Below are 19,555 nucleotides of genomic sequence, written 5' to 3'. Positions count from 1 at the left end.
ATCTATAGCAACAGTTAGATGCCTAGTTTACTAACTCTACCCGGGCTACGTTATTAACAGGTAGGGTATGAGGTTCATCGAGGGTGTAACTTGTAGAGTCTTTCATGTACATATGTATTTCGTGATTTGTAGCCGCGTTTGCTGTGCTTTGCCCGGAAGTTCTTAAAGCAGGGTTTTTAAAATAGACAAGTCGGAGAGAATCTACTTTGTCAAGTGTTACTGTCAACTGTTTTTTGGCCTTGTCTAAATCAACTGAATTAACATGGTATATGTTGATGCCGGACTGCATGATGAAATACCGTTTATTCTTTTGCGCACGCTCAATAATTCTAGGATACGAAGAGGCATCTGTACCCGGCTTTGAATTATAACTTTGACTGGTACATCCCCAGAAAATAGATAAAACTATTAAGCCAAAAATTGCAGGAAGTAAAAATCGTAAAGGTCTCATAGTAGTTATTTTAAATTGCCGACGGTTACCGGTTAAAAGAAATATGCTTTATTTTTCAATTAGTAAAAGTGTGCCACCCTTCAATTATTTCATGACTAATTGTATAACTACATAGATAGCCTGCTAATTAGAAATCGTGTATTTGATAAGATTAATCGTTCTGCTTTATAAATTTTTTGCTTGTTACAGTCCGATGTTAAAATAAGTTTTGGCGCCGCGGCAATGTATTTTTTATAATTAAAATTTAATTTTAGCCGATTTTATATAACTCACTATCTAAAAGATTTAAAAAGTCATTAAAATGAACTTAATTACACAAAAATTTTCACGGGCGTCTTTATAAACATTGTTATATGGAAAAAAACTTACAAGGCAATTCAAGAAGAAATTTTATAAAAACTGGCTCAGTTGCCGCTGCTGGTTTTTTTATTGTACCACGCCACGTTCTGGGAAGGGGATTTGTTGCTCCAAGCGATAAACTAAATATTGCGGCAATAGGGGCTGGTGGTAAAGGGCAAAGCGACATTGCTGCCTTCTTTAAATCGGGCAATGCAAACATCGTTTCACTTTGCGATGTTGACGACCGCCAGTCTGCTAAAACAAGAACTGCTTTTCCTAAGGCAACCTATTACAAAGACTACAGGGAAATGTTGGATAAGGAAAGAAAAAACATAGATGCTGTTTCTGTTTCTATCCCTGATCATGGACATGCGGTACCTGCTTTAATGGCTATGCAAATGGGTAAGCACGTGTACGTGCAAAAGCCAATGACGCACGATATTTATGAAGCAAGGGTATTGACCGAGGCAGCGCGTCGTTACAAAGTGGTAACACAAATGGGAAACCAGGGATCGTCAGGAGATGGCGTACGGCAGATGCAGGACTGGTACAATGCTGGACTTATTGGAGATGCACATACCATTCGTTGCTGGACAAACCGTCCTGTATGGCCACAGGGTAATGGCTATCCGACAACGAAAGATGAAATACCAAAGGAGCTTGACTGGGAATTGTGGTTAGGCCCAACGAAGTTTCATGAATATCATACAGCATACGTACCGTTTAACTGGCGTGGATACTGGGATTTCGGAACCGGCGCATTGGGCGACATGGGTTGTCATATCATTGACCCTGCGTTTAAGGTAGTTGGTCTTGGTTATCCGTCAGAAGTAGAATGTAGCGTAGCTGATATTTATGAGAAAATGTGGACGCCGGCTTATCACCCTGAAAGTGCCCCGCCTGCATCTTCTATAAAGATGAAGTTTCCGATGAAAAAAGGTAAACCTGATGTAAAGCTTACCTGGATGGATGGAAACATCAGGCCGGAAAGACCTGAAGAGTTAGGTGCCGACGAACCAATGGGTAATGCTGATGGAGGTGCTATTATAGAAGGAACAAAAGGAAAAATGATGTGCGGTTGTTATGGCGAAAACGCGACGTTATTACCTACCTCAAAGACCAAAGATGTGGCGAATGTAAAACAAACAGTCGAAAGGGTTACCGGGGGTATTGAAGGGCACTATGCACAATGGGTTAATGCCGCAATAGCTGGGTTCGGAAAAGGTAAAACAAGCTCTAATTTCGATTATGCAGGTCCGCTTACCGAGACGGTTCTTTTTGCAAACCTTGCCTTACAAAGCTGGAACCTAAAAGACTCAACAGGTAAAAAGTTTATCGGAAGGAAGAAATTATTATGGGATGCTGTAAACATGAAAGTGACAAATTTTGATGAAGCAAATCAATTTGTAAAAAGAGAATATCGCGACGGATATGCTTTGAAAGCTTAATTGTTGCCGCTTAAATATAATAAGAAAGGCTGCCAGGTTAGGCAGCCTTTCTTGATTCAAGGTGACTATAATTCATTAGCTTATTTTCGGTTATAGCGGTTAGGGCAGTGAAGACATTTTATGGTATCCACAGTATCTCTTTTTTTAAATCCGGTTGTGTCACACCCTTGTACGGTAAATTTTTATTGTACTTTTTTAAAATAGAATATTAAGATATTCTAACGATACATCGTAGTTGTGTAGTTGCTGTAAATACAGTAGATGAGATAGAAAGACAGCAGGTGATGTAGAACAATCACAAGATACCAGTGAGTGAGGCGTACATCGAAAGCTTTTTTCTTTTCTAAAAACAGGTTTTTTTTCAATTTTTTCAGCAAGTACTTTGGTGGTTTAGCGGCAGTCTTTGCTTAAATTGTAGAATTAAGAAAAACAGTATAGCATGCATGGTTACTAAATTAGCGGTTGAAAGAAGAAACAATAGTACAAGAGTGCGACGCAACAATGTTGACTAAAGCGCTTCGGGCTGGACAAAAAAAAATTTAAAAAGGTTAATGATATCTAATGAAAAAATACAACGTCGGTATTATTGGTTATGGCTGGGTTGCAGGAGCGCATATAGGAGCGATAAATGCAAGTACAGATGCACAGGTAACAGCAGTGTTTTCGTCGCGGCCGCTAAATAGTGCAGCATTAAGTACAAAATGGGGATCGGAGATAAAAGCTTATACAGAGCTTGAGCAGCTGTTGAACGATCCATCCATAAACGTGGTTTCTATTTGCAGTTATCCATATCAACATAAAGATCATGCAATTGCTGCAGCCAAAGCAGGCAAGCACCTGATTATAGAAAAACCGCTAGCGCTTTCTGCTGAAGATTGCAAGGCGATAGAGCAAGCGGTGAAGGAAGCTGGGGTAAAAACATGTATTTGTTTTGAATGCCGCTTTTCGAGTCAGTTTATTACAACCAAATCGGTTATAGACCAGGGCTTGCTGGGTGACTTGCATTATGGAGAGATCGATTATTATCACGGTATTGGTCCGTGGTATTCACCTTTTCGCTGGAACATTAAAAAAGATGCCGGCGGAAGTGCGCTGTTAACTGCGGGCTGCCATGCCCTTGATGCACTATTGCTTTGTATGGGTAACGATGTTGAGGAAGTTACCAGCTACGAAACAAAAAGTAGAAGCAGCTTTTTTGAGCCTTATGAATACGCCACAAGTAGTGTAACTATTTTAAAGTTCGGCAGCGGCCGTATAGGAAAATGTGCCGCAGTTGTTGACTGCTTACAGCCATATTATTTTCATACACACCTTTGTGGGAGCGAGGGTAGTTTGCTGGATAACAAATTTCATTCGATGAAGCTTGGAACCAACAGGCACGAATGGAGTACACTGGCTATGAAAATGTTGGACTCCGGTGATGTATCTGATCATCCTTATCAAACCCAGTTTCAAACTTTTTTCGACTCAATTAATGCCGGTGTTGAAATGCCTTTGACAAGTATTGCTGATGCGATGAAGACGCATAAAATTATTTTCGCTGCTGACCAATCTGCTGCAACAGGAAAAGCTGTACGGGTTTAAGCTTTGTTTCTTTTCCTTTTAATTTACCGCAAATAGCAGATTATTGATAACGCAGGAATCGCAGCAAGCGATTAAGGTTTAAGAAACCAATTTACGGCGCCGGTAGCAATGTGTCCGGGAATTTCATGCTCACCCTGGAATTCGTTATAGTCAATCTCGTAGTTCAATCGCTTCAAACGGGGGACTATACGGCGGCTACAGGGAGCTATGGGAAGTATATGATCTCTTACACCATGTGAAATATAAATACGGGGTTTTCCTTTATTCTCAACGGTATGATAAAAGCCCGGGGAAAAGGCAATAATATGTGTAAAGAGGTCGCCGTTGCTAAGACCCATACTTAACGCGTAGGAAGCTCCATCAGAAAAGCCTCCTATAGCAAGGTGACGGCTATCAATATTAAAATTTTTAAAAACAAGTGCAAGTGCCTGGTCGATAAAAAGGACATCGCCGTTGAAAGCATCTTTTGCAATAATATCCCAGGTAGTAGCTCGCGAAGCGGGTGATAATAAAATGACATTTTTTTCGTCGGCGTATTCCTTCAGTAAGTGTAGTCCGTGATCGGCCTCACCGCCTGCACCATGTAACATCAATGCAAATGCTGCGGGAGTCTCATGGGTGTAAGCTTTTGGTATATAAAAAAGACCGTCTCTTATTCTATCTAACCTTAGCGGCTGAACGCCTGTTATAAATTCATTTACGGGAACTAAAAACGTAGGTCTTGACGTTAAGTGACCTTTTAGAGTCTCTGTTGCTGTTATCATAATTCCTCCTTCTTGTGCTTGCCCCGACTGCTCGTCTATAATTAGTCTTGTTACTTCCAATGCTATATGAAAACCTAATCAATCGTTGAATCGATACTTCATAAGGTTGGTTGTATAAGACTGCTTTACAGAGTTTCAAATGTTGGATCTGCTGCATCTCCATATTCAGGATTCACTTCGCTACCATTTATTACAGATTGCGTTAAGTTGTCGCTTGCCGCGGTAGTTGCATTATCGCTCATGGAAGGTGAGTCAGCCGGATTTAAATCCCGGTTAGCAAGAGTGGCATCGCTGTTTGTGAGATTAAGTTCCTTGTCATTTCCATCTTCCGGTTGCCTCCGCGGAGACACCGCATTTGAATTGTTATTCATTACTTTGTGTTTTTTTAAAATAAAGGAAAAGTTGTGCCAGAATAACACAAAACGATTTTAAAATTTGTGGCATTGTTGATCGTATTTGACGTCTTTCTCTACTTGCTACTTCGCACGTCAAAAGCGTTTGGAGGAGCTGGTTAGAAAATCTGATATATGCCTCCTTTCTCATCAATTGGTTTATCTTGGTTTAAAAAAGAGCATTTTTATGAATAGTAACGGGCCTGTAATAATTATTGAAGACGATGCAGATGACCAGGAAATACTTGAAGAAGTATTCCTGAAACTAAACTATCCAAACGAAATAGTTTTTTTCAGCGATGGGGAAGAGGCATTGAATTATTTAAACAGAACCGATATAGCTCCATTCCTGATACTATCAGATATAAACATGCCGAAATTGGATGGATTTGCATTGAGAAATAAAATTAAAACAGATGCCGCACTACAGGTGAAATGCATCCCTTACTTGTTTTTTTCTACCGCTTCAACTCAAAAAGCAGTAATAGATGCTTACAGCCTTTCTGTACAAGGATTTTTTCTAAAGCAAAATTCAATGCGTGAGCTTGAAAAAACAATTAGCGTTATTATGGACTATTGGAAACAATGTGTAGCTCCAAATAATTTTTAAGCTCTGCCAAAGTAAACACCTTAAAAGGGTTGCTCAAACAGGTAGTGAATTCGTTAGTTTTCTTGTGCCTGCAAGAGAACGTTTTTTACTGTAACGGGGGCAGCAGCAATAGCAGGCCGGGCATTTTTATTAAGGCCTTGTCTCGTCATTTCGCCCCAACTCGATTTGTTTTGCATCTTGTCAATATAACCCCTCACCCCGCTCAATACCACAAATGGATGAAAAATAAACGGCTCTGTTAAGACAGTTAGAAGCAGTTTTATAATGTCTGTTTTCCTTCGATACTGGTTATAAGTTCTTACCTCCATATATATTGCAAAGGCCGAGTAGAGATAACCGAATGTGATAATAAAGAGGAGGAAAGCAAAAAAGGTGGGCCAATATATTAATTTAAAAAAGGCCATTATAACAAATGCCACCAGGCCGATAAATTCTACGCCGGGTGCGCACATTTCGAAAAAGAACCAGTACGGATAACTAAGCATACCCAGTAAGCCATAGCGTGGGTTAAAGAACATTTTCTTATGTATTCCAAGTGTCTCTATTGTTCCTCTAGTCCACCTGTTGCGTTGCCGGCCCAGAATTTTATAGCTGGCGGGAGCTTCTGTCCAACAAAGCGGGTCGGGGATAAAGGCAACTTTATAAGGGAGTTTCAGTTCTTCCATGTGCCTGCGCATACGAACCACCAGTTCCATGTCTTCGCCTACAGTTTTATGATCGTAGCCTCCCACTTTTATAGCGATCTCTTTATCGAACGCACCAAAAGCACCCGAAATAAGCAGTAACCCATTTATCCTGCTCCAGGCCATCCGGCCTAAAAGAAATGCTCGTATGTATTCCAGCGCCTGCATTCGGGGCAGGTACTGCTTTGGCAAATGGACTTTCAACAATCGCCCGCGTTGTATTTCGCACGAATTTGCGATGCGTACCACACCGCCGGTCGCTATCACTTTTTCACCGGTTGTCTCTAAAAAGGGTTTCATCAGCTTAAGCAATGCGTCCTGTTCCAGCACACAATCCACATCTATGCAAACGATGTAATCGTTTGAAGCCATGTTTATGCCAACGTTTAAAGCATCTGCCTTGCCACCATTTGCTTTATCTACCACCACCAACTTTTTATAAATAGGGTTCTTGCTTTTATAAACGCCTCTCACCGGTTTTGTTGCAATCTGGTAGCTAACGAAATAGTCAATTTTTACAAGGTCATAAGCAGCAATTAGCTGATGGAGACTATCGTCTTTACTGCCATCGTTGATGACAATTAGTTCGAGGTTGTTGTAATAAATAGATAATAACGAACGAACGTTTTCTATAATATTTGCTTCTTCATTATAAGCGGGAGCAAGTATGCTAATGGAAGGAGCGTAAGGAGAGACTGCAAGAAGTTTATAATCGGTAAGGCTGTTCTTGTTAGCGTATTTGTTAGTTGCGCCGATGGAGTATAAACCTATAAGTACATAAAACAGTAATTGAGTACCTGAATAAATAAAGATAACATAGGTAATGAGGTCATATATCATACTATCCCACCTCATCTTTCTGCTTCAGATTTTAGATGCAGAAAAATGTCTTTATAAGGAACGGGTGTATCATAACTCTTAGCTTCCAAAATTTCCATTCCTTCAGAGGTGCACTTTGCCAACACTTTTGCTGCTGCCAGCTTCAGATATTCGTGCCCTTCATGTAGTTGAACGATTAAGAAGTCTCTTTGGTTGTCTCCTGCTATTTTGGGTAGTTCCTTTAAAATATTCAGTTTGTTGGTAAATTTCTCCTTTTCGTATGCAAGTGTAAGCAGGTGTGCCGTTTTCGAATCTCCGATTTTTGCAAGCGTTTTTACGGCTTGCACCCGTACGGCCTCATTTTTATGCTGCAGGCATTGCTCAGCTTCTTTATGCACCTGCACCTGGTTGTAGTGTTCGGCAAGTTTCAAGGCAAAGCTTACGACCGTATCATTTGTAGAGGTAAGCCATTTATTAAAATTAGAGAAGTTTGTAAAGGGTAGTTGTCTTAGTAGTTCAAGTAGTTTTAATTGCTGGAATTCGGTAATTGGAAAAGAGACTACATCCAAAAAACGCAAGCCCTTGAAACCATACCATTGAATTACGGCAGTCTGAGCTTCTATACGAACGTCTTTATTTATGCTGTTGGTGAAGCGATAAACTTTTTGCAACTGATCCTTTTGCTCCATTACACACAGCTCGTGTATGCCCTGGCACTGAATGTGCGTTCTGGAATCGTCAAGCTTAATTCTTGAATCTACATTCAATCCAAGCTGATAATATAAGTTTATAATGTTCTCTGAAACACTTCCTAAAAAGCTACTTTTATTCCTTACCAGTTCATCAATTACCAACTGCCTTGCCTGTGGTTTTTTGAAGAGCTTTTCTAAATTTTCAGGAACAGCAACCCCTACGGAACTTTCATTTATTATTACCTCTGTTATCCATTCTTCGAGGGTGTGACCAATACTTTTTTTGAAGCTGTTTTTTTTCTTTTTTATATAAAGAGTGTAAAAAGTTGCAATAACGAGGGCAATGGTAACTAAGATAAAAACGACAGAAGCACCGTACATGTAAACAGGTTTTACATGCCTGGCAAATCCATCGTTAAATCCTGTTTTTAGTAAAATCATTTTTGTGCCAGTTCTATATAATAACCACCATTGCTATTTGCTTTATGCAACAACTTCTTCCATACTGGTAAGGCGTTTTATGTGGGCAGTTAGGGCAGCTATGTTAAAAGGCTTCGAAATGTATTCATCGGCTCCAAGTTTCATGGCTTCATCTACAACGGTTTGCTGTCCCATAGCAGAGATGACAATTATAGGTACAGGGTTTTTATTTTGCTTCACTTTGCCGACTATTTCGAGACCTGAGAAATACGGTAGCATAATATCGACTATAATGAGGTCTGGATTAAGTTGCTCTATTTTCTCCATTGCATCAAGACCGTCCATGCAACAAATAATTTCAAATCCATCTCTTTTAAGGCATAATTCTATTGTTTTAAGAATAAGAGAATCATCTTCGGCTATTAAAATTTTCATATCAGGTCATTTTATCAGTTCTGCCGGAAGGGCAACATGGTTAGATAACGAAATAGTGGCGGGGTTAGTACATTTTGAGAGGGTTTGGCAGTATTTTTTTTTAATCAATAGCGGCAATTATAGTTGAGATACAACTGCACGGGTAAGAGATAATAGGCGGTTTGTTTTACAGCGCGCTTTGTATCGGCTTTTTTTCTGTGCCCATATATTTCAAAAGTTGAATGGAGCGTCGCAACAATGTCTTATTTGTATACCAATGCTTGTATAAACATTTCATTTTTTGTTGCCTGCATTGGTAATACTAATGTGGCTTCTGTTGTGTCACTCACTTGCACTTTTAGTAATTTTGCTGAGCCGAACTAACCATGCAAATGCTACAATGCACCTCCGGCCGGCACATTTGTAATGTGTGACTAGTTATCTTTTTTCAACAACTAACAGCGATTGCCTTCCAAATAAAGTGTGGTATAGTTTTCGAATATATTTGCGTAAATTTTTTTATCCAGAATTTCTATTATGAGAAAAATTCAGACATTACTATTTGCACTTACGCTTTTGGGATTAAATGTAAATGCGCAGAATACAGTTAGTACTTCAGAGGCGACAAAGGTTGTATTTGCAGAGGCGGGTGGCCCTGGCCTTCTTTCAATCAATTATGATATGCGTTTTTCTAAAACGAATGCAGGGTTTGGTTTTAGGGCAGGTTTTGGAGGATGGGCTTTAAAAAATTCGAAACTGCTGCTAATTCCGCTGGGTTTGAATTATATAACCAGTAAAAATAATAGGGACTATTTTGAGGTTGGTGCAGGAACGACCATTGTAAGTAATAACAAGGGTGATGGGGATGGCCCTTTTGAAAGTTCATTTGGCTTCCTCAGTCTTGGTTATAGAAAGCAACCGGTGGACGGGGGATATTTTTTTAAAGCGTCGCTTACACCTGTATTCGGTAAAGGTTTCTTTTGGCCCTACTACGGCGGTGTTGGTTTTGGTTATGCTTTTTAAGCTACTGACCTTGCACTTAAATTGAGTTAAGGATAGCGTTTATACAAAAGACTTCAAAAGGGGAAAATATGTAAAATATATTTTCCCCTTTTGTTATTGAAGTAACTATTACACACAAGTTTTTAGCAGAAAGAGCTCTTTTATTCGTAACGTTATTTCTCTTCAAAAAGGCTTCGTAATCAAAATTTGGCTGAAAAACGGTATTCGAATTTCTTCTATCTTTAATTTCAGTTTTGAAATACTTGATTATGTACAAAGTGACTGTGTTATATGAACATCCAGCCGATCCTGTTTATTTTGAAAAATATTTTAAGGAGCATCATCTGCCATTAGCCCAGAGCATGGCGGGCGTGAGCAGAATAGAAATAACGAAGTTTGATAGCTCGGCATACGGTGGTAGCCCGGAATATTACAGGATGTCGGAAATATTTTTTACCAGCAAATCGGTTATGGAAGAGACAATGGGTTCTCCGGAAGGCCAGGCAACCATAAATGATCTTCATAACCTTACATCAGCCGTGGTAAAGATAATTTTGGGAAATGTGGAGTAGCTTATGTGTAACTGTGAAAACTTAATGGATTTCGGTTAGAGACCGAAGATCAAAATAAGAAAACAAAAAAGAGGCTGTCTTAAAAATAAGAGACAACCTCTCTGGTTTTGAAAATATTTCTTTTTCAGCGAATCTTTTCGTTAGTCAATGTTGCCTTAGTCGTTATAAGAAAAGAAACGATACAAAAGTTTGGGCAAAGTGTGTCTCACTAATTCAGAAACCAAATAAAGAGCTTTTGTAGAAAGCCCTCATCGATTAGAATGAAGCTGTAAGGATGTCTTTATTTGTGATTTTTTAGCTCTTCCATTACAGGTTGTTTTTTGGCCGTATTAAACTAAACCTCAATTATCACTTTCATTGCATTTTCTTTAGAAGCATTACCAAATACTTTGTAAGCCTCAAGTATTGCATCTAATTTAAAATGATGAGTTATTAATTTTGCCGGTTCTAATTTTCCGGATGTTACTGTTTTTAGTAACATTGGTGTTGTGTTAGTATTTACTAGTCCGGTAGTTATTGTGATGTTCTTAATCCAGAGTTCTTGTATTTGAAGGTCTACTTTTTTGCCATGTACACCAATGTTTGCAAGATGCCCCCCGGGACGAACTATGTTTTGACAAATATTAAAAGTATCCGGAACGCCTACTGCTTCAATTGATACATCTACTCCATCTTTTGTTTCTGACAATATTCTTTTTACTGCATCTTCTTTAGCCGAATTAATGATGTGAGTTGCGCCTAGCTTCTTTGCTAAATCCAGCCTGTTCTGGTCAACATCAATCATATAAATAATAGCTGGAGAATAAAATTGTGCGGTAAGCAACGCGGCCATACCTACCGGTCCTGCACCCACTATAGCAATGGTATCTCCCGGCTTAACGGCACCATTAATTACACCTATTTCATGACCTGTTGGTAATATATCACTTAACATCACTAATGCTTCTTCATCTGTGCCCGTTGGAATTGCGTAAAGACTGTTGTCTGCATGAGGGATCCGTACATATTCTGCCTGTGTACCGTTAATAGTATGTCCCAGTATCCAACCACCATCTTCGCAGTGTGAGTACATTTGTTTTTTACAATATTCACAAGTGCCGTCAGCAGTTATACATGAAATAATTACATGGTCACCTTTTTTGAAGTTCCTGATTGCAGTACCTACTTCATCTACTACACCAACTCCTTCATGACCAAGAGTAGTACCAGGTAATACAGAAGGTGTCTTACCGTGTAAAATGCCTAAGTCGGTACCGCAAATAGTAGTTTTTAAAATTTTAACAACTACATCTGTTGGTTTTAAAATTTTCGGGACCGGTATATTTTTCAATTCTAAAATACCCGCACCACCATACACGAGTGCCTTCATTGTCTGACTTGTGAGCGCTGATTTTAATATTTCCTCTGCATCGACTGCTGTAGGTTGAGAAGGGAAATCGGATGTTGTATTCATGAGATTTATTTTTAATAACTATTAAGTGTGGATAAAAATGTCTTTAAAAAAATTTAAGAGCAGTTGTACGGATGGTAGCAGCTAGCGATAGAGTAATGGTAGTCTCCCTAATTGTTTCTTTGGTATTATCGCATTGGTTTTGACAGGCATCAAAGAAAATAGTTATAAGGAATAGTATATGTTGCTTTATTGGTTTTGTATTCGGGGAAAACAGGTGAAGTGCTTTGTAGCGAACCTAAGCAAGCTACTTTTGAATAAGGGATTGTAATGATTATATAGGGTGGCAGAAAGATAGTAGTACCTTTTATTCTTTGGGTATTCGTTTAAAAAAATTCTAATGCTTCTGCTAAATAAACCCTCTTTTTTACCGAACAATTATCCTCCGAAACTGCTATGAAACCTAAATTATTAAGCTTGTCAACTATTTCTTCGACCACCTCTTCCAAACGGGGCGCTGAAATGTAAATAGAGTCATTTTCTAATCTAAAAGAAAACTCGTTTGGAAGATTTACAAGTATTTTATTTGCATCATTGGTATTTGGAATAACGAAAAACTTACTTCTTTTTTTATAAACTTCGAAACTTATAAAAATGTAAGCTACTACATTCCCTGGTTGGCGATACTTCATCTTGATATCGACACTTGCAATCTTATTCATACGAGCTGTAACTATTATAATGCCTGACATACTTCAAAAGTAGGTTCGATTACTTCCGCATTTCCTGATGTTCGTTTCTACAAAACCTGATTTTTATCATGAAAGTGAAATGGTTATTAAAAAGGGCTAAGAACGCCTGTGAAGGCACGGGTGCCTAATAATAGTTTGGCAAGGGCCTTATCACAAATACCTATCGACACAAGACGCCGGTTTTATAAAAAACGGCAGCCTGCATTAGTAGCTGTACTGTATCGCCCTTGCATATAAAGCACTTGCCTGTATACAAGTTTTATTTCCTATCCAATTATTTAAAAACCTGTCTGCAATCACCTGCCCCTATGACTAGGCACATAAAGTGAATTAATTATTGAAACTAGCTTACACTTTATTAAAGCCTGTTTATGAAAAAGATATTAGTACCTACCGACTTTTCTTCTAATGCGAATAAAGCCCTTGATTTTGCTGTACAGTTTGCAAAACAGGCAAAGGCAGAAATCGTTTTAGTACATGCCTGTGATTTGGTTGGTACTACTTTTAAAGACCACTTGAGCATTAAAAAAGAACACAACAAAGAAGTACTGGATAAGGCGAATGAACATCTTGCATTGTTGAAAAAGAGTATAGAAGACACTGAAAAGGTTACCGTTAATGTAAAAATCTATAACGGCAACGTAACTGATAATATTCTACAGGCTTCAGAAGAGAACAATGCCGACTTTATTGTAATAGGGACCCGGGGTAATACAGAACTAACAGAAAGGATATTTGGTAGTACAACATCGGGTTTATTAGGTAAAACAGTTGTACCCCTCATTGTAGTTTCACCTTTAAGCGAATGGGATGTTACCTCGAAACCACTTCCGGAAACTGACCCTGAAGGTGGAAAGTTTGCACCGGCCGCCATTTTGCTTGCCACCAGCCATTTTGAAGAGAACAAAGCATTGCTGGACCCAATTGTAGACGTGGCTAAGCTTTTTTCTTCGACAATACATGTTGTTGTGTTTGTAGATACAGATATAGCCGAAGCATACGACTACGTGTACAATCTTGGAGAATTAAGTCACTATATAGGATTTTTAAAGAAAACCTATCCTGGTGTTTCATTCAAAGGTGAATTACTGGAGGGTGATGATTTTGAGAGCACAATCGAAAAGTATAATGATAAAAACGGTGTTGATATTATGGCCATGATAACTTACCCCAAAAATTTTTTAGATAGAATGCTGAAGAAAAAAATGACGAAAGAAATGGCTCTTCATTCTAAAATTCCGGTAATGGCTATAACTGCTAAATAGGCATAAAGCCTTTCATGTATTCTTTCTGGGAGGTGCAGGTTTTAAAAAAGCCACCTGGTTACGCCTGTTTCTATCGCTCACCATTTTAAAATTTCTTATATGTTAAATTTTCTGGCTGTTTTTGATGGATACAAACTTTCTGAAAGTACCATCGATTATGCTATTCAGATAACGAAAACTTCAAAAGCACACCTGGTTGGGGTGTTCCTCGATGAGTTTATTTATCGCAGTTACTATGCCGATGAGGTGGTGACTACTAATAAAAATTACGATGCAGGTATGAAAGACCTGGATGAAAAAGATAAAAAGAAAAGAGACGAGGCAGTACTGATTTTTCAAAAAGCCTGCGTAAAGAGTGGTATTAGTTTCTCTATTCATCGAAACAAGAGTATAGCACTGCACGAGTTGAAACATGAAAGCATGTTTGCAGACCTCATTTTAATCGATAAATATGAAACGTTTACAAAACACAAAGAAAAGCCTCCTACCCGTTTTATAAAAGAACTTTTAAGCGATGTGCAATGCCCGGTACTGGTAGTGCCCAACACTTTTAAACTGGTTGACAAAATAGTATTGCTATACGATGGTGCGCCATCTTCTGCCTATGCAATTAAAATATTCAGCTATCTCTTTGGCAACCTTCAAGGTTTGCCTGTGGAAGTTTATACGGTAAAAGAGGAAGCGAAAGCGAACCTTCACCTGCCGGATAATAAATTAATGAGGGAGTTTATTAAAAGGCATTTTCCAAAAGCGACTTATACAGTGTCTAAAGGTAATGCGGAGGAACAGATAAAGGGTCATTTACGAAACCATAAAGAAAATGAACTGGTCGTATTGGGTGCCTGCCAGCGAAGCGAGCTATCCCGTTATTTTAAAACAAGCATGGCCGATATTTTAATCCGGGAACTAGATATGCCCTTATTCATTGCACATTAATACATACCCTGACATGTACATTATTCAGGCAGCCGATTTTAGTTGGATTAAAATTATAATAGATTAATTCAGGGTAACAAAATATAAGATTTATGAAGCGAATTTTAGTACCAACCGACTTTTCACCCACTGCTGAAAGAGCATTCCGCATGGCTTTAGACATAGCTTCTAAAAATAAAGGCACCGTTCATCTGTATCATATTTACGCCCCTGTTAAAAGCAATTTTGTTTATTCGGATAGCGAGAAAGAGATAAGACGGTATAACTCGCCCACGGAGACCAACATTTTGAAAAGATTGCAACGACTTAAAAAGAAAGTAATGTCTGGCCAGGCGGGTGTGTCGGTGATAACTTCAGTAGGGCATAGCCCGGTGATAAATAATATTCTCAGTTTTGCTAAAGACAACCATATTGACCTGATTGTAATGGGTACGCAGGGTGCCAGCGGTTTAAATAGAGTAGTCGTAGGATCGGTTGCTGCACATGTTATTGGCAAGTCTGAGATACCGGTGTTGCTTGTTCCTGAAAAATTTGAATGGAAAGATCCCGAACAGATTTTGTTTGCGACCAATTACCATGAGACAGACAAAAAAGCCCTCACCTTAATTTTAGCATTGGCTAAACTTTATAGTTCCAGTGTTTCGGTTCTACACCTCCTTGAAACTCATTCCGGCCAGACTGCCAGAGAGCAAAACACATTTGACGGCTATACGCAAACTTTGCAAAGGGAATTTAACGAACCAAAACTGCAGTTTCACTTTCTTAATACCACTTCTGCAACCGAAACAATGGAGAATCTGGATGAAAAATTTCGCTATGATATGCTGGTAATGGTACGCAGGAAAAGGGGCTTTATTGAAAGTTTTTTTATTGAAAGCTTTACACAAAACATGGCATACGTAACCACGGCGCCGTTACTGGTAATACCAGCAGAAGTGTAGTTTACAATCTAAAACAGGTCCGGTTGCTGATACCGTAAAACGTAAGATAAAAAAAGCGGAAGGCAGTAAGTGATCAAAATTATTGCATGCTGATGGTGACGTTACGGGGATATTAATTATAAAATTGTCAAAAGCACGTAATTGTGCTATTGGAATTTGATGCAGGGGTAAGATTATTGCATCCACTTTTTCTTTTAACTAAAAAACTCAAAACTATTTTATGCTGTGTTTAAAAGCTTGTTTTAAAAATGCATTTACTGCAATGATCGCTATGTCTGCTTTCGCAATTGTTTCCTGCGGAAATAATGAAACCAAAACATCCGAGGAGAGTAGTGACACAACTGCCACCAGCAATCAATCCGGTAGCGAGAGTGTCGGTAACGCAGAAGCTGTATTAAGCGGTACGCAGCCTGATACTGCTGTTTCCGGAACGGCACGGTTTACAGAAGGCAACGGAAAAGTTAAAATGACCCTTGATCTCACAATACCCAAAAAGGCAAACCAAAGCGTGGCTGTTCATATACATGAGCATGGCGACTGTGGCGACATGGGTAAGGGCGCTCACGGACATTGGAACCCAACAAAAGTCAATCATGGCAAATGGGGTTCTGCAAGTTTTCATCGCGGGGATATCGGTAACGTAAAACTTAATGGAGAAGGAAAAGGAACCCTTGAATTAGAAACTGACCTTTGGTCAATTAATGGTTCTGATACAACTAAGAATATTTTAAACAAGGCAATTATTGTACATGGAGGGGTAGATGATTTTACAACGCAGCCAACAGGCAATGCAGGCTCAAGAATTGGTTGCGGTGTACTAAAGAAAGGATAAATGTTACATACAGTTTTTAACCTTTTGGGCTAACAAATCAGGCATTTATCGTTGTAGTCGTAGTTATTGGTCCCGGCGCTTTGTCTGCTGATGGCAGCACTTTCTTTGTTTCCATAGAGGCAAAGCGGTAAATAAAAAATTGTTTAAGTTTAAGAGGCTGTCCTCATTATCGTGAGGCAGCCTTTTTTTATTAAGAATTATTGAAAAGTTTTTTTTTATCCAGCCCGGTAACTTCCTTCAACATCGTTGTGTCACTCACTTGTACAGCTCGTTACCTGTTGTTCTGAAATAGTTACACTTACTCATCAGGATTTAAACCGCCAGGAACAAAGTAGTGACTCCATGCCTGAATTAGATGGTGTTTATAAGCCCCGAAACTTAATAATAGGAGGTTGAAAAGAAAATGCTGAACACATAAGGATATAAAGAAAACGCAGATATTGTTTTGCAGGGATTATTGCAGAACCGAGAAGCAGAGCAAAGTTTCGTTTGGCTTTTTAAGGTTCAGTTATCAGCTGCGAAGAAGTCAGTACAAACTGTATAAGCATAGAAATTAAAAAATAGAGATAAGCAAATCAAAAGAAGACAGCAAAAGTGATTAGAATGGCAATTGTAATCGTAGGAGGACTGATAACATTTACCATTTTAAACCTGTTTTTTTGCCATTAATTTATTGGAGGTTTGGAAAGGGTAGGAAAAGATTGGGTTAGGCGAAGGTGGCTAAGGACGATATTCTGCTGGAATAAGAAGGAAGCTATACCCCCGTTTCAAGCACGATGCCATTAAATTTATTGCAGCCACCTTTATTGGTATACTTTCAATAGCCATTTTATTGGCTTGGCTCGGCGAAGACTGGGAAGCATCCTGACATCGGTTTAATTTGGATTTCAATTACAGTAATTGCAAGGTTTATTATCTATCGTATTCACCAGAAACGATGTAACAAAAACGTAGCTAAGCAAATATTGTTTTAGCATTAAATGAAATAAAGTTTTCAGGTTTACAAATTATCGTATCAACACAATAGTTCCAATTATTATTAGTGATGCGCCCAGAGCAGTTTTAAAACTTAATTGTTCCCCTAAGAAAACTATTGATAAAATAATAGCAAGCGCTACGCTTAATTTATCTACCGCGGCTACCTGGGATACTTTCCCCATCTGTAGGGCTTTGAAATAAAAAATCCATGAGAGACCGGTAGCGATACCTGACAGCGTTAAAAAAACAAAATTTTGTTTAGATAGAGTTTGAATAGTGTAAGCTCCACCCCTAAAAAAGGCAATCCCCCATGCAAGTATTAATATAACTACAGTTCTAATGGCTGTTGCTAAGTCGGTGTCTACCCCTTTGATGCCTACTTTAGCAAAGATGGCTGTGAGGGCTGCAAAAAATGCAGAAAACAAGGCATAAATCCACCACATCGGTTATTGTTTTTAAAGATGACTAAACTGTTTGTTTCCCAAACGGGCAGGTAAAGTTGAGCAGCGCAAATGTAATAATGGTTGCCACATGATTACCATATTTCTCTTTGTAAAAGGTCTTCTTTTCATCATCACACTTATATCCTCATGATACTTTACACTACCATTCAGTTGACCAGGATCGTGAAAACATGCACCTGCTGAAACGATAAAGAAATGAAGTTCGCCCAAAGGGTAGTTAGCTGTTATTTTGCGGGTTCTTTCTACTGCAAATTTTGTGTAGGCTAAGTTGTGGTACAGCAAACATCCACGTTACATTTTTTGAAAAGGGTTTCTTTAAGCAGTATGTTATTTAATAGCTCATCGTATAGTTCACCAACTTTGGGATTCATATTCCTGCCCGTAAAAAGCAAACGCACCAATTTTGATTGGAATTTGTAGTGGAAAAATTTATAAGGTATAGAGTTAGCGGAAGTGAGAAATGTTCAGAATTTACACCATACTTGCGGAAGTTGTTTCGGCATCATTTTTTACAAAACTTTGAGAAAAGTGTATGAGCAAAAATGGCTTGTTCACAATTGTCTTTCAAAAATATTTTTATGGGAGACAGTCGAACTACTGACGGTAACAGGAAGAATAACCCGATAAAAGCTGCATAAAGAGCGGAAAGTAGAAGTGAGTGACACAACAATGTTGAATGTTGTTGACAGGGCTAAGTGCATACCCACGCCAACTATCAATTATGGTAGCAGCGTTCATTTAGCTGCAGTTCCCGTTGGTGGACAGGGTACCCTTAGATCGCATTTAGTGCCAGCGTTTATATAATTACTTGAGGGTAAGATTATATCTTGTCGACACTTTTTTAAAAAGCTGTTAGCTAAACAAAAAATATATGTTCAAAGCCATCAAGAAAGTTTTTGCGCTGGGTTACATCAGTATCATTTTTCTACTTATCTGTTGTGCAGTCTCATTGATTTTCTTTGCCGTGTGGGAGTTGTGGCACGGCATTAATCCTACAGTTACCCTCGAGCTTAACGATCGTTTCAATTCTATACTTGAAAGTATAGGCTTATTAACCATTGCTATTGTGGCTTTTGAACTTGGTCAAACCATACTTGAGGAAGAGGTACAGCGTGAGGCGCAAGTGAGTGCGCCCACGCGCGTAAGAAGATTTTTATCGCGATTTATGGTTGTAATTATAGTGGCACTTTCTATTGAATGTTTAGTGGCAGTTTTTGAAATTGCGCATGAAGACCCATCGAAACTGCCGCAGGCCGCCTGCATAGGAATAGCAGCGGGGGTGTTGCTTGCAGCATGGGGTGTGTTTATTAAATTAAATAAAAGCGCCGAAGAACTGGAGCCGGAAGCAATGGAGAGAACAAAACAGGAGGATAAGAAACTGGAATAATGTTTCTGGATCATACAATTTGAATTGTCGCTTTTCGCCGGTTTATTTTGCACCATGGTATTATTATGGGCGGCAGAACTACTAAAGGAACAACATTTTAAAGGGTAATTTCTACCACAGCTACTACAATTATAATAGCTTCTGCAAGGCAGCAATCTTATATTTTTAACTGTCATGTAAGTACAGCTTCCACACGATTGCCAGATTAAGACTGGCAGGATTTTTTTGTTTCTGATATGTCTCACATATGAAATACTTACTGCTTCACATAAAGCACCTGCATCCTGCCTAATTTTTTTTTCTATTAACTCTTTTTGTTTATCCAACAACGTGTTGGAATTGCTTTACCAATAAATTTTAAAAATGAATCGATTTTTAAAGAACTTAATACAATTTTCAATTAAGACTACAGCTAAAATT

20 protein-coding genes are annotated in these 19,555 nt (G+C 38.7%); 10 read left to right on the top strand and 10 right to left on the bottom strand.

What is annotated here, in order from left to right:
• Window positions 1–22: 22 nt before the first annotated feature.
• Window positions 23–451: a hypothetical protein gene (locus tag JWR87_RS15895; protein ID WP_297821909.1), complete on the bottom strand. Its 429-nt coding sequence runs from the start codon at window positions 449–451 to the stop codon at window positions 23–25.
• Between the two features lie 353 nt (window positions 452–804).
• On the opposite strand from JWR87_RS15895, the gene JWR87_RS15890 reads away from it, so the two are divergent.
• Window positions 805–2,238: a Gfo/Idh/MocA family oxidoreductase gene (locus tag JWR87_RS15890; RefSeq protein WP_297821905.1), complete on the top strand. Its 1,434-nt coding sequence runs from the start codon at window positions 805–807 to the stop codon at window positions 2,236–2,238.
• A 561-nt stretch (window positions 2,239–2,799) separates the two neighbouring features.
• Window positions 2,800–3,822: a Gfo/Idh/MocA family oxidoreductase gene (locus JWR87_RS15885; RefSeq protein WP_297821903.1), complete on the top strand. Its 1,023-nt coding sequence runs from the start codon at window positions 2,800–2,802 to the stop codon at window positions 3,820–3,822.
• A gap of 71 nt (window positions 3,823–3,893) precedes the next feature.
• Here JWR87_RS15885 and JWR87_RS15880 read toward each other — a convergent pair whose 3' ends face one another.
• Both JWR87_RS15880 and JWR87_RS15875 read right to left on the bottom strand, forming a co-directional pair.
• Window positions 3,894–4,646 carry an alpha/beta hydrolase-fold protein gene (locus JWR87_RS15880; RefSeq protein ID WP_297821901.1) on the bottom strand — a complete coding sequence of 251 codons (753 nt, stop codon included), beginning with the start codon at window positions 4,644–4,646 and terminating at the stop codon, window positions 3,894–3,896.
• 65 nt (window positions 4,647–4,711) lie between these two features.
• Window positions 4,712–4,957, bottom strand: coding sequence for a hypothetical protein (locus JWR87_RS15875; protein WP_297821899.1), 246 nt, complete (start codon window positions 4,955–4,957; stop codon window positions 4,712–4,714).
• Between the two features lie 208 nt (window positions 4,958–5,165).
• On the opposite strand from JWR87_RS15875, the gene JWR87_RS15870 reads away from it, so the two are divergent.
• Window positions 5,166–5,588, top strand: a complete 423-nt coding sequence (locus JWR87_RS15870; RefSeq protein ID WP_297821897.1) for a response regulator — start codon at window positions 5,166–5,168, stop codon at window positions 5,586–5,588.
• Between the two features lie 53 nt (window positions 5,589–5,641).
• On the opposite strand, the gene JWR87_RS15865 is transcribed toward JWR87_RS15870, so the two are convergent.
• The 3 genes from JWR87_RS15865 to JWR87_RS15855 are packed head-to-tail and all read right to left on the bottom strand — an operon-like array spanning window position 5,642 to window position 8,637.
• Entirely contained in the window at window positions 5,642–7,126 is a 1,485-nt protein-coding gene (locus tag JWR87_RS15865) for a glycosyltransferase (protein WP_297821895.1), read from the bottom strand.
• Entirely contained in the window at window positions 7,123–8,223 is a 1,101-nt protein-coding gene (locus JWR87_RS15860; RefSeq protein ID WP_297821893.1) for a HEAT repeat domain-containing protein, read from the bottom strand. The genes JWR87_RS15865 and JWR87_RS15860 overlap by 4 nt, the downstream gene beginning before the upstream one ends.
• A gap of 42 nt (window positions 8,224–8,265) precedes the next feature.
• Complete coding sequence (locus JWR87_RS15855; protein WP_297821891.1) at window positions 8,266–8,637, bottom strand: response regulator; 372 nt, start codon at window positions 8,635–8,637, stop codon at window positions 8,266–8,268.
• Window positions 8,638–9,153: 516 nt separating this feature from the next.
• On the opposite strand from JWR87_RS15855, the gene JWR87_RS15850 reads away from it, so the two are divergent.
• Together JWR87_RS15850 and JWR87_RS15845 are read left to right on the top strand one after the other, a co-directional pair.
• Window positions 9,154–9,639, top strand: coding sequence for a hypothetical protein (locus JWR87_RS15850; protein ID WP_297821888.1), 486 nt, complete (start codon window positions 9,154–9,156; stop codon window positions 9,637–9,639).
• Between the two features lie 248 nt (window positions 9,640–9,887).
• Window positions 9,888–10,190, top strand: coding sequence for an EthD family reductase (locus JWR87_RS15845; RefSeq protein WP_297821886.1), 303 nt, complete (start codon window positions 9,888–9,890; stop codon window positions 10,188–10,190).
• 334 nt (window positions 10,191–10,524) lie between these two features.
• On the opposite strand, the gene JWR87_RS15840 is transcribed toward JWR87_RS15845, so the two are convergent.
• Complete coding sequence (locus tag JWR87_RS15840) at window positions 10,525–11,643, bottom strand: zinc-dependent alcohol dehydrogenase family protein (RefSeq protein WP_297821884.1); 1,119 nt, start codon at window positions 11,641–11,643, stop codon at window positions 10,525–10,527.
• A gap of 323 nt (window positions 11,644–11,966) precedes the next feature.
• Window positions 11,967–12,302 (bottom strand): hypothetical protein, encoded by a 336-nt coding sequence (locus JWR87_RS15835; protein WP_297821882.1) that lies wholly within the window; start codon window positions 12,300–12,302, stop codon window positions 11,967–11,969.
• Window positions 12,303–12,703: 401 nt separating this feature from the next.
• Here JWR87_RS15835 and JWR87_RS15830 point away from each other — a divergent pair, with 401 nt between their 5' ends.
• The 4 genes from JWR87_RS15830 (at window position 12,704) to JWR87_RS15815 (ending at window position 16,306) form a co-directional block, all read left to right on the top strand.
• Window positions 12,704–13,597, top strand: coding sequence for a universal stress protein (locus JWR87_RS15830; RefSeq protein ID WP_297821880.1), 894 nt, complete (start codon window positions 12,704–12,706; stop codon window positions 13,595–13,597).
• Between the two features lie 99 nt (window positions 13,598–13,696).
• Window positions 13,697–14,533 carry a universal stress protein gene (locus tag JWR87_RS15825; RefSeq protein WP_297821878.1) on the top strand — a complete coding sequence of 279 codons (837 nt, stop codon included), beginning with the start codon at window positions 13,697–13,699 and terminating at the stop codon, window positions 14,531–14,533.
• A 92-nt stretch (window positions 14,534–14,625) separates the two neighbouring features.
• On the top strand, window positions 14,626–15,474 hold the full coding sequence (locus JWR87_RS15820; RefSeq protein ID WP_297821876.1) for a universal stress protein: 849 nt from the start codon (window positions 14,626–14,628) through the stop codon (window positions 15,472–15,474).
• A gap of 220 nt (window positions 15,475–15,694) precedes the next feature.
• Entirely contained in the window at window positions 15,695–16,306 is a 612-nt protein-coding gene (locus JWR87_RS15815; protein ID WP_297821874.1) for a superoxide dismutase family protein, read from the top strand.
• A gap of 1,007 nt (window positions 16,307–17,313) precedes the next feature.
• On the opposite strand, the gene JWR87_RS15810 is transcribed toward JWR87_RS15815, so the two are convergent.
• Together JWR87_RS15810 and JWR87_RS15805 are read right to left on the bottom strand one after the other, a co-directional pair.
• Window positions 17,314–17,727: an EamA family transporter gene (locus JWR87_RS15810; RefSeq protein ID WP_297821872.1), complete on the bottom strand. Its 414-nt coding sequence runs from the start codon at window positions 17,725–17,727 to the stop codon at window positions 17,314–17,316.
• 12 nt (window positions 17,728–17,739) lie between these two features.
• Window positions 17,740–18,030 carry a hypothetical protein gene (locus JWR87_RS15805; RefSeq protein ID WP_297821870.1) on the bottom strand — a complete coding sequence of 97 codons (291 nt, stop codon included), beginning with the start codon at window positions 18,028–18,030 and terminating at the stop codon, window positions 17,740–17,742.
• 589 nt (window positions 18,031–18,619) lie between these two features.
• Between JWR87_RS15805 and JWR87_RS15800 the strand changes: the two genes are divergently transcribed.
• The gene (locus tag JWR87_RS15800; protein ID WP_297821868.1) at window positions 18,620–19,135 is read left to right on the top strand and encodes a hypothetical protein; all 516 of its coding nucleotides are present in this window, start codon (window positions 18,620–18,622) and stop codon (window positions 19,133–19,135) included.
• Window positions 19,136–19,555: the final 420 nt, after the last annotated feature.

The sequence above is a fragment of the Segetibacter sp. genome (genome assembly GCF_025963695.1).
Classification (GTDB): Bacteria; Bacteroidota; Bacteroidia; order Chitinophagales; family Chitinophagaceae; genus Segetibacter.
Note: the sequence above shows the minus strand (reverse complement) of the source record. Positions and strands in the feature narration are given on the sequence as shown.

Coding starts and splice junctions, on each gene's coding strand:
- JWR87_RS15895 (WP_297821909.1), bottom strand. CDS start 451: ATGAGACCTTTACGATTTTTACTTCCTGCAATTTTTGGCTTAATAGTT.
- JWR87_RS15890 (WP_297821905.1), top strand. CDS start 805: ATGGAAAAAAACTTACAAGGCAATTCAAGAAGAAATTTTATAAAAACT.
- JWR87_RS15885 (WP_297821903.1), top strand. CDS start 2,800: ATGAAAAAATACAACGTCGGTATTATTGGTTATGGCTGGGTTGCAGGA.
- JWR87_RS15875 (WP_297821899.1), bottom strand. CDS start 4,957: ATGAATAACAATTCAAATGCGGTGTCTCCGCGGAGGCAACCGGAAGAT.
- JWR87_RS15870 (WP_297821897.1), top strand. CDS start 5,166: ATGAATAGTAACGGGCCTGTAATAATTATTGAAGACGATGCAGATGAC.
- JWR87_RS15865 (WP_297821895.1), bottom strand. CDS start 7,126: ATGAGGTGGGATAGTATGATATATGACCTCATTACCTATGTTATCTTT.
- JWR87_RS15860 (WP_297821893.1), bottom strand. CDS start 8,223: ATGATTTTACTAAAAACAGGATTTAACGATGGATTTGCCAGGCATGTA.
- JWR87_RS15855 (WP_297821891.1), bottom strand. CDS start 8,637: ATGAAAATTTTAATAGCCGAAGATGATTCTCTTATTCTTAAAACAATA.
- JWR87_RS15850 (WP_297821888.1), top strand. CDS start 9,154: ATGAGAAAAATTCAGACATTACTATTTGCACTTACGCTTTTGGGATTA.
- JWR87_RS15845 (WP_297821886.1), top strand. CDS start 9,888: ATGTACAAAGTGACTGTGTTATATGAACATCCAGCCGATCCTGTTTAT.
- JWR87_RS15840 (WP_297821884.1), bottom strand. CDS start 11,643: ATGAATACAACATCCGATTTCCCTTCTCAACCTACAGCAGTCGATGCA.
- JWR87_RS15835 (WP_297821882.1), bottom strand. CDS start 12,302: ATGAATAAGATTGCAAGTGTCGATATCAAGATGAAGTATCGCCAACCA.
- JWR87_RS15830 (WP_297821880.1), top strand. CDS start 12,704: ATGAAAAAGATATTAGTACCTACCGACTTTTCTTCTAATGCGAATAAA.
- JWR87_RS15825 (WP_297821878.1), top strand. CDS start 13,697: ATGTTAAATTTTCTGGCTGTTTTTGATGGATACAAACTTTCTGAAAGT.
- JWR87_RS15820 (WP_297821876.1), top strand. CDS start 14,626: ATGAAGCGAATTTTAGTACCAACCGACTTTTCACCCACTGCTGAAAGA.
- JWR87_RS15815 (WP_297821874.1), top strand. CDS start 15,695: ATGCTGTGTTTAAAAGCTTGTTTTAAAAATGCATTTACTGCAATGATC.
- JWR87_RS15810 (WP_297821872.1), bottom strand. CDS start 17,727: ATGTGGTGGATTTATGCCTTGTTTTCTGCATTTTTTGCAGCCCTCACA.
- JWR87_RS15800 (WP_297821868.1), top strand. CDS start 18,620: ATGTTCAAAGCCATCAAGAAAGTTTTTGCGCTGGGTTACATCAGTATC.